9 protein-coding genes are annotated in these 14,316 nt (G+C 72.0%); 5 read left to right on the top strand and 4 right to left on the bottom strand.

All coding sequences use genetic code 11. The annotated features are described in order from the left end of the window. Positions 1-260: 260 nt before the first annotated feature. Positions 261-1,685, bottom strand: coding sequence for an amidase (locus QOZ89_RS41040; protein ID WP_312629544.1), 1,425 nt, complete (start codon positions 1,683-1,685; stop codon positions 261-263). 423 nt (positions 1,686-2,108) lie between these two features. Between QOZ89_RS41040 and QOZ89_RS41035 the strand changes: the two genes are divergently transcribed. Then, complete coding sequence (locus tag QOZ89_RS41035) at positions 2,109-2,852, top strand: hypothetical protein (protein ID WP_071049501.1); 744 nt, start codon at positions 2,109-2,111, stop codon at positions 2,850-2,852. Between the two features lie 205 nt (positions 2,853-3,057). Further along, entirely contained in the window at positions 3,058-4,353 is a 1,296-nt protein-coding gene (locus tag QOZ89_RS41030; protein ID WP_071049502.1) for a PP2C family protein-serine/threonine phosphatase, read from the top strand. A gap of 181 nt (positions 4,354-4,534) precedes the next feature. Here QOZ89_RS41030 and QOZ89_RS41025 read toward each other — a convergent pair whose 3' ends face one another. Next, positions 4,535-4,720: a hypothetical protein gene (locus QOZ89_RS41025; protein WP_071049504.1), complete on the bottom strand. Its 186-nt coding sequence runs from the start codon at positions 4,718-4,720 to the stop codon at positions 4,535-4,537. 779 nt (positions 4,721-5,499) lie between these two features. On the opposite strand from QOZ89_RS41025, the gene QOZ89_RS41020 reads away from it, so the two are divergent. Both QOZ89_RS41020 and QOZ89_RS41015 read left to right on the top strand, forming a co-directional pair. Beyond that, positions 5,500-7,137, top strand: coding sequence for a carboxylesterase/lipase family protein (locus tag QOZ89_RS41020; RefSeq protein WP_071049510.1), 1,638 nt, complete (start codon positions 5,500-5,502; stop codon positions 7,135-7,137). Positions 7,138-7,306: 169 nt separating this feature from the next. Continuing rightward, entirely contained in the window at positions 7,307-8,053 is a 747-nt protein-coding gene (locus QOZ89_RS41015) for a hypothetical protein (protein WP_071049506.1), read from the top strand. Positions 8,054-8,070: 17 nt separating this feature from the next. Here the strand turns inward: QOZ89_RS41015 and QOZ89_RS41010 are convergent, their stop codons facing one another. Beyond that, positions 8,071-11,763 carry an NB-ARC domain-containing protein gene (locus tag QOZ89_RS41010; protein WP_131804026.1) on the bottom strand — a complete coding sequence of 1,231 codons (3,693 nt, stop codon included), beginning with the start codon at positions 11,761-11,763 and terminating at the stop codon, positions 8,071-8,073. Between the two features lie 989 nt (positions 11,764-12,752). Continuing rightward, a complete protein-coding gene (locus QOZ89_RS41005; protein WP_241841751.1) occupies positions 12,753-13,823 on the bottom strand; it encodes an IS630 family transposase in 1,071 nt (356 codons plus the stop codon). A gap of 104 nt (positions 13,824-13,927) precedes the next feature. Here QOZ89_RS41005 and QOZ89_RS41000 point away from each other — a divergent pair, with 104 nt between their 5' ends. Then, positions 13,928-14,275, top strand: coding sequence for a hypothetical protein (locus tag QOZ89_RS41000; RefSeq protein ID WP_071049086.1), 348 nt, complete (start codon positions 13,928-13,930; stop codon positions 14,273-14,275). Positions 14,276-14,316: the final 41 nt, after the last annotated feature.

Genomic DNA, 14,316 nt, shown 5'->3' with positions numbered 1-14,316 from the left:
TACGTCGCTTCGCTCGTAGGAGGGCCTCCGCGAGGCGCGCCTCCGCGCCCAGCCCGGTTGCGTCCCGCTGCACGTCGCGAGGCCGAAGACGACCGCGTTTGCGGGGCCACATCGCTTCGCTCGTGGCCGGGCCTCCGCGGAGGTCCGCCTCCCCGCACAGCTCGGGTGCGTCCCGCTGTTCCGTCACCAGTCCGAAGCCGCAGTGGCCTTCGCGCCTGATCGGAGGCTTGCCGGCGACCTCCGGGAGGCGCGTCTCCCATCTACGCGGTGGAGGGGGTCGCTCCGAGGCGCTGGCCGGGACGGCACTCGTACCAGCGCTGCTCGCGTTCCAGCTGAGCGGCGAGCGAGATCAGGAGGCTCTCGCTGTTCGCCGGGCCCATCAGCTGCGCCCCCAACGGCAGGCCCGCCGACGTGAGGCCGGCCGGCACATTGATCGCCGGCCAGCCGAGCACGTTCCATGGCCAGGTGAACGGGCAGGCGGCGACGATCGCCTGGTCGGTCTCCCAGCTCGTCGCCCGGTTGAGCTCGCCTGTCCGCGGCGGCGGCACCGCCGTCGTCGGGGCGAGCAGTACGTCCACCGAGCGGAAGATCCGCCCGATCCGCCACCGCGACACCGGCTCGGCCGCCCGCGAGGCGAGCAGCAGTGGCCGCAGCATCCGGCCGGTGCGCGCGTTGGCCAGGGTCCGGACGTCCAGCAGTTCCGGGTCGGGGACGCGGTGGGCCCAGTCGTCGATCGCCTCGAGCGACCGCGGCAGGAAGATCACGCCGAGCAGGCCGTAGGCGGGCTCGGCTGGCACGACCTCGTGCCCGAGCGCCTCGAGCGCGGTGCCGGTCCATTCCACGGCGGTACGCACCATCGGGTCGAGCCGCGCCGGCATGCCGCTGTAGGGCACCTTGAGTGACAGACCGATCCGCAACCGGCGCGGCTCACGGGAGGCGGAGGCCAGGAACGGCTCGTCGGGGGGCGGCGGGTGGTCGCGGTCGACCGGCGCGCTGCCCGACAGGACGTCGAGCAGCATGGCCGCGTCGGCGACGGTCAGCGCCAGCGGGCCGAACGTCGTCAGCCCGTTGAACTGCTCGGCGACCGGCGCGCTGGAGATCCGCCCGCGCTGTGGCTTGATGCCGACGAGATTGGTCCAGGCCGCAGGGATCCGCACCGAGCCTGCGCCGTCCGAGCCGACAGCCGCCGCGACCAGCCCGGCCGCCACGGCCGCTGCCGCGCCGCCCGACGACCCGCCGGGGGTGTGGTCGAGGTCCCACGGGTTGCGGGTGACGCCGAAGGCCGGCCCCTCGGTGAACGGCCACTGGCCGAACTCCGGTGTATTCGTCTTTCCGACGATCACGGCGCCGGCGGCCTTGAGCTTGCGCACCATCTCGCTGTCGGCGGGTTGAGGCGGGAACTCGCCCCGGGCACCGAATGCCGTCGGTTCGCCAGCCAGGTCGGTGTCATCCTTGATCGCGACGGGAACACCCAGCAACGGCAGCCGTTCGCCCGCCACCAGCCGCCGGTCGGCCTCGTCCGCCTCCGCAAGCGCGGCCTCCGGACGCAGCCGCCGAAAGGCGTTGAGGGTCGACTGAGTCGCCTGAATCCGGTCAAGAGCGGCGCCGACGAGCTCTCTCGACGAAACGCCCCCGGCGGCGAGCGCGGCCGCTTGGCCCCGCAGTCCCAGCAGGTCGTCCGGCACCCCGACCTCCCCTCCGGCACGACCGTGACATCGCGCCCGGGCGCGGCCACCAGCCGACCTCGTCGGCTTCACACCAGCCGAAGGCCGGCTCCGCCGACGAAGAAAACCGTAACCGAACGTGAGCCTCTCGCCACCGCCTTCGCGCGAAACGCGCTGGTCAAGGGATCCGTGCCGCTGTAGCGGGGATCCATACCGCTGTGACACGCCCACCGCGGCCCGCTAAGAGCGAGACCGCGGGCCTTGGCGGGGCGCTCCTCCTGTCGTCTCACCGCCAGAAGGGTGTCGATCTCACGAACAACAGCGGACTATCTCCGTAGCACCATGGGTAACCCACCGAATGTGTACTTGCCGGTCGCGATCCGTCTCGCATAGTCCGCGAGGTTGTGGCGGGGGCGTGGCATCAAGGATCAAGGAGGATCTAGGGTGACCGAACAGAACAGTTCGTCTGACCACGCCGGGACCCAGTTTGGGGTCCCTTCTAGATCGGATGAAGAGATCCAGAAGGTCGGCGGCGTCACCGAACCCACAGACCCCCAACGCGGAGGGACCGAGTCCGCGGCCGCCACCGCCGAGGCCAGCCCGAACGAGCACCACGACGAACATCCCAACGGGCACCATGACACCGCGGCCAGCGTGCTGGCCGGCGCCAGGGACCGCGTCGCGCCAGCGGTGACAACCGTGCGTGACAAGGTCGTCCCCGCGGTCACCCCGGCCGTGACCACCGTGCGCGACAAGGTCGCCCCGGTCGTCACGACGGCGAAGGAGAAGGTCACCCCCGCTGTCACGACCGCGAAGGAGAAGGTCACCCCGGCCGTCACCACGGCGAAGGAGAAGGTCACCCCGGCCGTCACCACGGCGAAGGAGAAGGTCGCCCCGGCGGTCGCGACCGCCAAGGAGAAGGCGGCGCAGAACCCTCGGTTGGCCGCCGCGGCTGAGCGGACCGTCGCGGCGCGCGACCGGGCCGTCGAGAACATGCGCCAGCAGGCCGGCGAGCACCCGTGGATCGCCGCGAGCGCCGAGCGCACGGTCGCGACCAGCGGTAAGACCGTCCGCACGGTCAGCCAGCAGGCACGTCACCACCCGGTGGCCGCCCGGCGCACCGGCGCCGCCCTGGCCGCCGTCGCCGCCGCCGTCTGGCTGCGCCGTCGTCGCGCCGCTCGCGACTAGACCCCAGTTTCCCCGCTGATCCACGAGCCGCACGACCAAGGTCCAGGGATCAGCGGGGAAACGGTCGGCCGTCGGCCTTACGCCAGGTGCTGACACGCGCACGTCAGGCGTTCCGCGAATGTCTCGATCGCGCCGTTACGCAGATCGACGGGGCGAATCCGGTGGTACCTGCGACGGGCGGGTGACCGGACGGCGAGAATGCCTCATGCCCTGGAAGCCGGACCGTGCGCTGATGCTCGGGCTCGCCGTGCTCGCATGCGCCGTAGGCATCGGTCTGCTCGCGAACGTTACCCTCGCCGGGTACTTCGGACTGTCTGCGTTGCTCGTCTCCGGAGCCCGCGGACCACGGCGTACCGCCGCGATCGGCGGTCTGGCGGTGGTCATGGCCGTCCTCTCCGGGATCTGGGACCACCGGCTCGGCCAGTCCCAGCACCTGGCCGCGGTCGGGCTCGTCGTCGCGCAGTCCGCCGTGGCCGTCTGGATCGCGGTGCACAGGAGCCTGCGGGAGTCGGAACTACGCCACCGTGAGTCCGAGCTGCGCCAAGTGCGGGCGGTGGCCGACGTCGCCCAGCGCGCGCTGCTGCCAGAGGTACCCACCACGATCGAAGGCGCCGCCTTGGCGGCCCGCTACCTGTCGGCGGCCGAGGAGGCCTCCATCGGTGGAGACCTGTACGAGGTCGTCGCCACCAAGCACACCATTCGCGTGATCATCGGAGATGTCCGCGGTAAAGGCCTGCCGGCGGTGCGGCTCGCCTCGGTCGTCCTCGGCGCCTTCCGTGAGGCAGCGGTGACCTGGCTTGAGCCGGAGCAGGTGGCAGCGGCCTGCGCCCAGGCCGTCAACCGGCAGGCGGACGCGGAGGACTTCGTCACCGCTCTGCTGCTTGACATTCATCCCGACGGGCGGCTCAGCCTCTGCTCGGCCGGTCACCACCCGCCGATGCATCTGTCCAGGAGGCCCCCCGACGGAGCCGAGGTGATGGGCGGCAAGAAGGAGAGGGCCGGCGAAGAGGTGCGGTTGAAGTCGCCGAGCCCCCCACTCGGGCTCGCCGAACGGTTCACGCCGACGGCCGGGCACTGGGCCGTTGGGGACCGACTGCTGCTCTTCACCGACGGGCTGATCGAGGCCCGCTCGCCAGGCGGCGAGTTCTTCCCACTCCAGGACCATCTCGACGTGCTGCTCGATGGCACGCTTGAGGAGTCGCTCGACCGGCTGACCGAACGCGTCACCCGGCATGCGGGCGGGCACCTGCGCGACGACCTCGCGATGCTGCTCATCGAACGGCGCCCGCTCGCGTCCGAGCCCACGGTGCCGCGGCAGCTGTCCGCCGCGGACAACGACGGCCCACACGCCGGGTCTCACGTCGCCGATCCAGGCGCCGAACCGCCGGCCGTGGCCACGCCAGCGGCCTCGGGCGATCCCGTGCACATCCGCGGCATCGGGCCGGGTGCGTCCGGGTGGCGCCGTCTCCGCGCCGGCCGATCGCACCGCTCGTCGTCCTGACAGCGGCGCGGCCCGCCGCACGCACCTCGGGAATGCGGCCGCCGGCGCAACCGCCCTCGCGGTTGCCGCCGCGTCACCGTTGCCGCCGCGTCGCCGTTGCACGCGCGTCACGGTTACGGTCGTGGCCCGGCGTGAATCCGGCCGGCCAACGTCACCCGATATTTCTGCGAGCTGTCGCGGGTTAGTTGCTGTTGCGGTAGTCGATCGCGCCGGGCAGGTCGATCCTGGAGTCACGACCCCAGCCGTCCTTCGCCCAGAGGCACCAGTCGATGCGGCCGAGCGTGAATCTGACCTGCTTGACGCCGGTACCGTCACCGCTGAACTTGAACGGGCCGAACGAGCTCCAGCCCCGGTAGAACAGACCCATAGCTGCACTCCTGGAAACGGGGCCCGTGACCAGGCCCAGGCGGTTGCGATGTGAATCCGGCCAGCCGGCGGTTTCCGCACGGACGGCGACTTGGAGCGAGGCTAGTCCGACGTGATGGCCAGCCGGTGGAAATGACCGGTAGGCGACTGGCGAGCGGCAAACGTACCGGCTCCGTGATCCAGGTGCTCCGTGTGCGGTGCCCGTATCGCCTCATCGCTTCGAGGTGTGATGCTGGCTGGCCACATCAACAGTGAGATGGCCGGCCGGCGCCGCCGGGTCGCCCTCCCACCAGATTCCCGTCGTGGTCGCGGTCGCGGCGTGGTCACCCCGCCAGCAGGTTGGCGCCCGTTGGATACGAACACCTGATGAACTCCGGGCGGCCACGGCCCGGCCGTCCACAGCGAGCCCCCGCGGCCATAGCCGGACGTCCCCGGCGAACGCCAACCGCCTCCTACTACTGTCAAAGGCCGAGATCTGCCTTCGCGCCACGCGGCACCGCGGGTCCCGCACGCCATCGGATGGCGGGGATGAGCCGTGAGCGCGGTGGACAAACCGCCTGGTCAGGGAGTGGGGCCGATGGTGCGCGCATCCAAGTCGCCGGCATCCTTGCCGGCCGGCGTCGGCTGACGCCGGCCGTCGTGATGGCCTGGCGGCGGGTCGCCGCTTCCTCGCGTTCCTCGCACGCGCGACTCGCGCCCGTGGACCGGACCAGCCGGCGCGCACGCCGGGCTCCACCCCGCGGGCGCCGGAACGGATGGTTTGCCAACACCGTCGCCACCGTGGTGACGCTGGCTGTGGTCGCCGCCGGGACGAGCGCCTGCCTGCCCGGTGGCGGCGGTGGCCCCGACGCGGCTGGCCGGTCATCGCCGTCGGCATCCTCATCCTCGGTCGGAGCCGCGCCGACGTTCGGCGCGGACCCGAAAGGACAGCCACCCGTCGTCGCCACCGCCGGCGGCCTGGTGAGTGGTGTCCGCGCTGGTGAGGTGGATCGGTACCACGCGATTCCGTTCGCCGCGCCGCCCGTCGGGATGCTGCGCTGGGCCGCGCCGGCGCCGCCGAAGCCATGGCAGGGAATTCGCGACGGGAGCCGCGGCGCACCGGCCTGCGCGCAGACCGGCACGCTGAGCATGCTGTCCAGTGAGGACTGCCTGTACCTGACGGTCTCCCGGCCGGCGGGAGCACCGACGGACGGCCACCTGCCCGTGATCTTCTGGATTCATGGTGGCGCGTTCGTCGGCGGGACCGGCGAGCAGGCCGACCCGACCGCGCTCACCACGGGTGGCCCGGCGATTGTCGTCACCACGAACTACCGCCTCGGAGCGCTTGGGTATCTCGTCCTGCCCTCGCTGGCTCAGGAGAGCGGCGGGGACGCCGGCAACTACGCCACTCAGGATCTGACCGCCTCACTGCGCTGGGTCCGAAACAATGCGGCCGCGTTCGGCGGCGACCCGAAGAACGTGACGATCATGGGAGAGTCGGCGGGGTCGATCAATGTCTGCGCGCTTCTGGCCGCTCCTGCCGCGAACGGACTGTTCCAGCGCGCCATCATGGAGAGCGGGCCGTGCGGCTGGAAGCTCCCGACCATGGCGGCCGCATCGCAGACCGGCACTGCCCTGGCAAACCGGCTCGGCTGTGTCGACGCGGCGACGGCCGCGTTCTGCCTGCGTTTCCGTCCGGCGACCGAGATCATGGCGTCGTCGGCTGTTGACGTCTCGATTTTCAATCCGTTCCCGTTTTCACCCGCCGTCGGTGGCAAGACGCTGCCACTCACCCCGTCCCAGGCGTTATGGAATGGGAAACTGGCGAACGTCCCCATGCTGATGGGCACGGTCCACGACGAAGGGCGGCCGTTCACGACCTACTGGGCCAACCAGGGGCCGATCACCGACTTCGGAGTGGACGGCATCGTCCGCGCTCAGTTCCCCGACCGTGCCGAGCGGGTGCTCGCCGCCTACCCACCCGGCAAGGTGCCCGCCCGTGAGCGCCTGTCGCGGATCATCACCGACTTGATGTTCACGTGCCAGACGACCACCTTCGCGCAGCTCACCGCCGCGATCGCGCGAGTGCCGACGTACTTGTACGAGTTCGACGTCCCGGAGCGGCCGGCCGCGAGTCCCGAATTCGGCGCCGGCGCGACCCACGGCGCGGACCTCGACTTCCTGCTGCCCGGCCTCAACAGCAAGCTGACCACGCCGAAGCAGCACGCGCTGTCGAAGACGATGATCGGTTACTGGACCCGTTTCGCGGCGACCGGGAATCCGAACGGCGCCGGCGCGGCCACCGGCTCGGCGGTGGCCTGGCCACGTTTCGACGTCCCAGCGGTCCGTTCCGGCGACGACCGCCTGCTGCTCACCCCCGGCAAGACCGCCCCAGCCGCCGGCACCTGGTCGGCCCATCACTGCGACATCTGGAGCTGAGGCCGCCCGCCGCACGCGCCACCCACCGCGCTCCGGCTTCCACTGGACCCCCTTGCGCGCACGCGGGCGATCGGTTCACCGTGAGGGGGACGGGCGGGGTCTGGTGCCTCGCCGGACACCTGATGACCGGAATGGGCCGCCGGTCCGGCAACGGCAGGGCGGGGGCGGCATGGCCGATGCGATCGCGATGGCGACGGCAACAGGCGAGGCAAAGGGTTTCCTGCCCAGCGAGTCCGCGTTTCGTTTCACCAACCGCTTCCCGCACCAGCCCGTCATCACCGTGCGAGTGCCCGGCGTGGGCCGAGGCATCCCGATCGGCGACGCGAGCCGTGGCCTGTGCGGCGGCATGATATTCGCGGTGCGCGATCTGTTCGAGGCGGGCAGGGAGCCGCCGACGGACGTCACGCCGCCACTCCCGGCATCACCGCTGTACAAATACATCGTCCGCCGTCTGCTCGCGAGCTGGGACCTCCCCCGCGGCGCGCTGACCTATTACCGTCTGCAGCGAACGGCCGACGCGGACGTCGTCTGGGCGCTTGGCCGACGCGCGGGCATCGGCCGCATCACGGTCGTCGACGAGTGGCCGAAGGTCCGCCTCGACCTGGACTCCGGCCGCCTTTCCGCCCTCGGGATCATTACCGTGCATTCCGCCGACCCGGTGAAGCTGGGCTTCAACCACCAGGTCCTGGCCTATGCCTACGAGCAGTCCGGAACCGCGGTCACCCTGCGCGTCTACGACCCGAACACCCCACTGGACCGCGCCGACGACGTCGTCCTCTCCTTCGACACCGCCAACCCCGCCGGCCCCGTCCCCATCAGCCACAACCTGGCCATCTCCGGCCGCCCCGTCCGCGGCTTCTTCCACACCACCTACCGCTGGTCAGACCCCGCCCCAGCGCTGGCGGTACCCGCGTAGGCCCGCCCTGAGGCTGGCTATGGCCACCAGCGCAGTACGTCGGTCAGGGCGTCGACGGTGGCCGTGGCTACGGCTGCCGGGCCGGTGCCGGCCGGGGCGGCGCTGAGCATCGTCGGGAGAAATTCGATGACCTCTGCGCGGCTGGAGCGGGCCAAGTCCGCGAGGGTGGCGGCGCGGAAGCGGTCCCAACCCGCGGAACGGAGGCCGCGTGCCGCCGCCGCCACTGCCGTCGCGGCCGCGGTTGACGAGTCCCGGCGGGCGGTCTCCGCCGCGGCGAGCAGAAGATCCTCGGGAAGGTAAGGAGCGAGGCCGGCCAAGGCCTCCGATCGACCGGGCCCGGTGTCGATCGCGAGCGCGGCGTCGAACGCGCGCCGGGCAAGCTCGGCCGGCAGCCGGGGCGCGAGCCCGGCGATCGCGCGGCCCCGCGTCCCGGGGTGTTCGAGCGACAACGCCGTGGTCAGCGCGACCGGGACCAGGTCGTCGGGCAGATATGGTGCAAGGCCCTTCAACGCCTGGGCCGGTCCCTGCCGGTGGTCGGTGCTGGCGGCGAGCTCGACGGCTCGGCCGAACAGGCCCGCGGGCAGCCTCGCGCCGATCTTCTCAAGGGTTACAACCCGCATCGGCGCGGACGCGGCGCCGATGGCGTCCAGCAAGGCGGAGAACCGGTCGTAGCGCTCCGCCTCGGTGAGCGCGGGCGCCAGCGCGAGCAGCAGGAGGGTCCGGGGATAGAGGCCCCGATTCACGTCGAGACGGGACAGCAGAGGCAGGAGGGCGGCGCGCCGGGCGGGAGCGGCCAGCCGCTCGGCGAGGGCGGCGAGGGTGGTTACCGGCGAGAACTGCAGATCGGCCCCGGCCGCGATCGTGGCCTCCAGCGCGACGGCGACGAGATCGTCGGGCAGGTGGGGCGCCAGAGCCGCCAGCACGGTTCCCCGCTCGGGCCACCTGGTGACGCCGTACCCGACATCCCATGCTTCGCGCAGCACCTCGGCCTGCTGCTCGGCCGGAAGGTACGGCAGCAGCCCGGCCAGCGCCTTCACTCGTGCGACGGGCTCGCCGATCGCCCGTGCCGCGGCGAGCGCCCGCTCAAGCGATGCCGGGTCAAGCTGGGACGCCAGTCGTGACAGGGCGATCGCTCGCATCGCGGGAGTTTCGACGGAACCGGCGGCGGCCAGTGCCGCCTCCAGCACCCTCGCGCGCGGGCCGGCGGGCAGGTGGGCCGCGAGCTCGGTCAGGACCCCCGCGCCATGCATCGGCGGGTCGACGGTCCGGGTGATCGCCAAGGCTCGGGGCAGGAGCCGCTCAGGCACGTGCGGGGCCAGCTGGGCGATGGTCCGATTCCGCTCGTGTGGGCGGTCGAGGGCCGCGGCGGCCGCGAGGGCCTGGTCCGCCAGGGCATCGGTCAGATGCGGGGCCAGCGCGGTCAGCGCTTCGACCCGGCACTGGCCCCATCCGATGGCCGCGGCGACCTCGACCGCCTCGGCAAGCAGATCGCCGGTCAGATGGGGAGCGAGCGCGACGATGACCGAGGCACGCGCGGTGTCGTCCGTGTGGGTCAGCTGATCACCCACGATCCGCCATACCTCGGCTATAGCCGCTTCCCGGTCAGCCGCCGGCAGGTGGGGCGCAAGGACCGCCATGATGCCGACCTGCTCGCGGGCGATGACCCCCGTACCGGACGACGCCGCCCAGGCCCGCTGGATGACCGCCGCGCGTTCATCCGCTGGCAGGTGACGGGCCAGCGAGACCAGTGCCCGCGCCTGCCGGCTCCACCGAGGCGTGTCCGGTAGCCCGGCCCACGCGGCGGGAAAGAGCGTCGCCGGGAGGCGATCAGCAAGCTCGGCGAGCACCCCGGCCTGGTGGAATGGCTCATCGATGGCGAGGGCGATCTCCAGCGCGGCCGGCAGGTGCTCGGCGGGCAGGTGCGGCGCCAGCATTCCGAGGGTGAAGGCACGGTGGAAGGTGTCACCCACGGCGGTGAGGGTGGCCAGCGCGGCGGCGGCGGCGGCGCTGGTGCGCTGGTCCCGCGGGAGGTACGGCATGAGCCGGGCCAGTTCGGCGGCCCGGTCCTCCGGGTCGGTGATGACCAGGCGGCTGTCGACCGCCTCGGTGACCAGGGCGCACCAGCGGTCGGCCTCGAGGAGGTCGCCGATCGTCGCGAGGGCCGCGACCCGCTCCCGGGCGGGGACGCCGGCCGCCACCGTGTCCCATGCCTCATCCACCACCGCGTCCCGCCGGTCCACCGGCAGGAAGGGCACGACCACGGCCAGCGTCGCCGCGCGGCTGGTCGCCGTGGCGAGTGATCGGGCGTACGCCAACGCCCGGTCGACAGGCCACCGCCCGGCCTCGATCAGCCGTCGCAGCAGCGCGCCTGGCAAGTTGCCGGCCCGGCTGACGACGGAGCTGTAGACCAGCGCGTATCGAAGCGCGAGCACATGGAGGCGGGCTGTCTCCGCGTCTGGCGCCTCCCCGTCCGCGGACCCTGCGTCCGCGTACGCTGCGTCCGCTGCCACCGCGGGCATCCCGTCCTGGGGCGCGGCCGTTGCGGTCCGCGTCCACGCGGTGCGTACGTCCGCGAGGTAGGCGCCCGGGAGGTCGGCCTGTTCGTGCAGCACGAACCATGTGTTCTCGGCGGTGCCACCGGGTCCGGGCCACTGGGCCGCGAGCAGCGCGTGCATCTCGTCGTCCAGGCCGGCCGCGACGAGGTGAGCGACGAGCTCGCTCAGTGCGTACCGGTCGGGCTGGCCGATCGCGTCGCGTCCGCGCAGCGCGGCGAGACCGCCGGGCAGGCCACCCCAGTCGATCAGGAACGCCGTGGCGAACCGGGCGTGCAGCTCCTGGAGCTGGCCTGGGCCAAGACTGGTGCGCACGTGATCGAACGCCAGGTCGTGCAACGTCACCGCGCCCGCGTCGAGCTGGACCAGGGACCGGCGCCCGAGCCGGTTGATCAGATCCTTGCCGGCCGCCTCGCTGAACCCGGCGGTGGCGCGCCACAGGCGGACGACCGCCTCCGCCGGGACGGGGCCGCGTCCGGAGAACACGGCGAGCTCCCGGTAGCGGTCCCGTTCCCCGGTAGGCAGCGCGGTGACACTCGCGTCGAGCGCCCGCAACAGGTCCGGGTAGGGGTAGCCGGCGAATCTGGTGGTCAGCGCGGCGAGGTCCGCGCGCCTGAGCCGCTCGGCGACATCGGCCCAGCTGGCACCGTCGGCGACCATGCCTCCGGCCACCGCCAGCGCGAGCACCAAGCCGCCGCATCCGGCCAGCACGCCGTCCGCCTCGGGTGACAGGTCCGAAGGGGCAGTCCCCGCGTAGCTGGCGAGGACCGCGCGGCCCTGCTCGTCGTCAAGGGTCCCGACCTCGGCGATCGGAGCATCGTCGGGCAGCACGTCGCGGCTGCGCGTCGTGACGAGGATCCGGACCGTGGGAAGGCCCAGGTCGAACGCCAGGAGCGCGTCGGCATCCCAGACGTCGTCGAGGACCAGGAGCCGGCGGCCGGTCGTGAGGAGCCGGCGCAGCCGCTCGCGGCCCGCCGCGACGTCCGTGATCGGGCCCGGATCACCGAGCGCCGAGGCCACTCGGGTCAGGCCGGACGCCAGGTCAGGATCCTGGCCGACGCTCACCCACAGCAGTCCGTCGGGGAACGATTCCTGAAGGGCCGGATCGACCAGCAGCGCGCGGGCGAGCGTCGACTTGCCCGCTCCACCCATTCCCACCAGGCCCACCGCCGAACTGGCGCCCGCGGCCACGGGGCCTGGCGCTGGCTGCGGCTCCGGGCGCCCAGCGCCGCCGGGGGAGGGATCGGCCACCAAGAGGGATCGGGCCCTGGCCAGCAGGTCCAGCCGCGGCACGAATTTCTCCGGCAACGATGGCAGCGCCACCCTCGACCTCCACGCCCGACCGCCTCAGCGGCCGGTTAGGCAACCGGTCGACAACCCAGTCAACGCAGCGTACCTGCCGCGCTACGCCCGATGAGCGAAACGCTGGACCCCGTAGGTTGTCCCGCCCTTCTAATAACGCAGAACCAGCCGGACCTCAGGCTTGGTGATGACTTTCCTCCTGTACTGGCAGAGATGGGTGCACCGGTCGGGAAAGCGAGGATCTCTGGATCTGAGGTGCGGTCGTGGTCCCCGGCGTCGATCTGGTCGACGATGGAAGTAGCCGCATGCGTCGCGTGGTGCCCGTGTCCGGCATGCGGAAACAGAGGCACCAGGAAAGTTGGAATCGGACCAGCCCGCCTCTTGCGCGGCGCCGCGGAACCCCGTTTACGGGTCGGGGCCCAAGGACCGAAGCCCGCTGCCGTGGGGTCCGGGGCTCGGCCCCGGGGCAACATCGCGACCTCCGGCGAAGCCGCCAAGAGGGCGGTGACCAGCCTGACCCTGCGCGTGCCCCCAACGGGGTACGCACCAGACCCGTGCAGGACTGACCAGCGGTTCGGCGTCCGGCAGGCTCATCATCGAGGGCAATTTTAAGCTCCCGGTACGGGGAGGCGCTCGATGATCGCGTCCGATGATAGCCCGGCCGATCGCCTCGGCAAGGGGACGAGGAACTCGGCTGCCTCCGGCGTGACCGCGATCATGATGCTGGTCATGGGACTCAGCTTCCTGTTCGGCTTCGGCAACTCCTGGGCCTTTGGGAGTCCGACTCGGCGTCCCGCCCTACGTCGCACCACTAGTGCTGCCCCGCGTAAGTCTTGCTGGGGTTGTCAGGCGGCTTTGAGGGGTTCGCCGGTGTAGGTCCAGCGGTAGGGCTTGGCGGTGCGGTCGTGGACCTCGATGAAGTGGAGGATCTTGTTGGCGAGGTTGTCGCGGGAGGTGAAGTCGCCGCGCCGCAGGAGCTGGCGGGTGAGGGTCGAGAAGAAGATCTCGACCATGTTCAGCCAGCTGGCGTGTTTCGGGGTGTAGGTCACGACGAACCGGGGGTGGGCCGCGAGCCACCGCCGGGTCGCGTGCGCGGTGTGGCTCGACCCGTTGTCCATCACCAGGTAGATCTTCAGTGTCGGGTCGATCGCCTCGTCGAGCCTGGTCAGGAACCAGGTGAAGTTCGCCGAGTTGTTCTTCCCGGGGATGATCTCACCGAGGACCTCGCCGGTGGCGACGTCCATCGCCGCGACCAGCGACACGGTGCCGTGCCGGACGTACTCGAACTCGCGCCTGGCGGGGGAGCCGGGGCGGATCGGGCGGGTCGGGTGGCGCCGCGAGCGGGCGTGGATCGCGGTCTTCTCGTCGACGCTGATCACGACCCCGTCCGCGGGCGGGTGCAGGTAGAGGTCGCAGACCGCGGCGGCGCGGTCGGCGAAGTCCGGGACGGCGGGCCGGTTGAGCCAGCCCCGGACCCGGTGCGGCTTGAGGTCGAGATCGGCCAGGACCCGGCCGATCTGCGCCGGTGACATCCCGACCGTGGGGGCGAGATGCTCGGCGAGCAGCCGGTGCGACCACTGCGACGCCGCCTGTGGGGCGGTCTCGGTGACGGCGGCCAGCACCGCGAGCCGGGCGTCCGGGCCGTAGCGGCGCGGCCGGCCGGGGCGGGGCCGGTCGACGAGCGCGGCCTCGCCGTCGGTGGCGAACCGGGCGCACAGCCGGCGGACCGTGTCCGCGTGCACGCCGTGGCGGCGGCCGAGCGCGACCGGCCCCCACCGGCCGTCGGCCGCGTCCAGCAGGATCCGGGCCCGTCTGACCTGGTCGAACGGGGCACTCACCGTCCCGGCGAGCTTCTTGAACCGTTGACGCTGCGCGGCGCCGAGGACCACCCTCGGACCGCCGGACCAGCTGCCCACCTGAGCACCCACCGCATCCTGGAAGGGACAGTTCCAGGACGACAGGGAAGAACCGGGCAGACCCGCGCGCGGGTCCGACACGCCAAGGCGGGCAGGATAGGGACGTGGCGAAGATCCCCGAGATGGCCCGGGTAGTGCTGGAACACCGGCTGCGCACCCAGCACACCGCCCGCTGGCCCCAGCTGCGCGACCTGACCATCCGCTACCGCGGCGACTTCGCCTACCTCGACGCCGTCTTCGCCGACGAGGCGGACGACGCGGCCCCCTACCCGCTGTGCCGGCTGCGCTACACCGGCCAGCCCGACCAGTGGGGCTTCGCGATCTACCTCGACAGCCGCGGCGCCTACGAGGACTCCTACCTGCCGAGTGGCGAGTCCGTCGGCACGCCCGAACAGGCCCTCAACTGCGCCTGCGGGCTTTACGCCGGCGACCCCACCGCCTGGATCGGCTGATCACCAGCCAGGCCAGCAAGATTTACGCGGAGCTGCACTAG

The sequence above is a fragment of the Pseudofrankia coriaricola genome (assembly GCF_032027725.1).
Lineage (GTDB): Bacteria > Actinomycetota > Actinomycetes > Frankiales > Frankiaceae > Pseudofrankia.
The sequence above is the reverse complement of the archived record's forward strand: the minus strand, read 5'-3'. Positions and strand labels throughout refer to the sequence as shown.

What these genes read in the sequence shown, in the direction of transcription:
- QOZ89_RS41015 (WP_071049506.1), top strand. Translation starts at nt 7,307, where the DNA reads ATGGCCGATGCGATCGCGATGGCGACGGCAACAGGCGAGGCAAAGGGT.
- QOZ89_RS41030 (WP_071049502.1), top strand. Translation starts at nt 3,058, where the DNA reads ATGCCCTGGAAGCCGGACCGTGCGCTGATGCTCGGGCTCGCCGTGCTC.
- QOZ89_RS41025 (WP_071049504.1), bottom strand. Translation starts at nt 4,720, where the DNA reads ATGGGTCTGTTCTACCGGGGCTGGAGCTCGTTCGGCCCGTTCAAGTTC.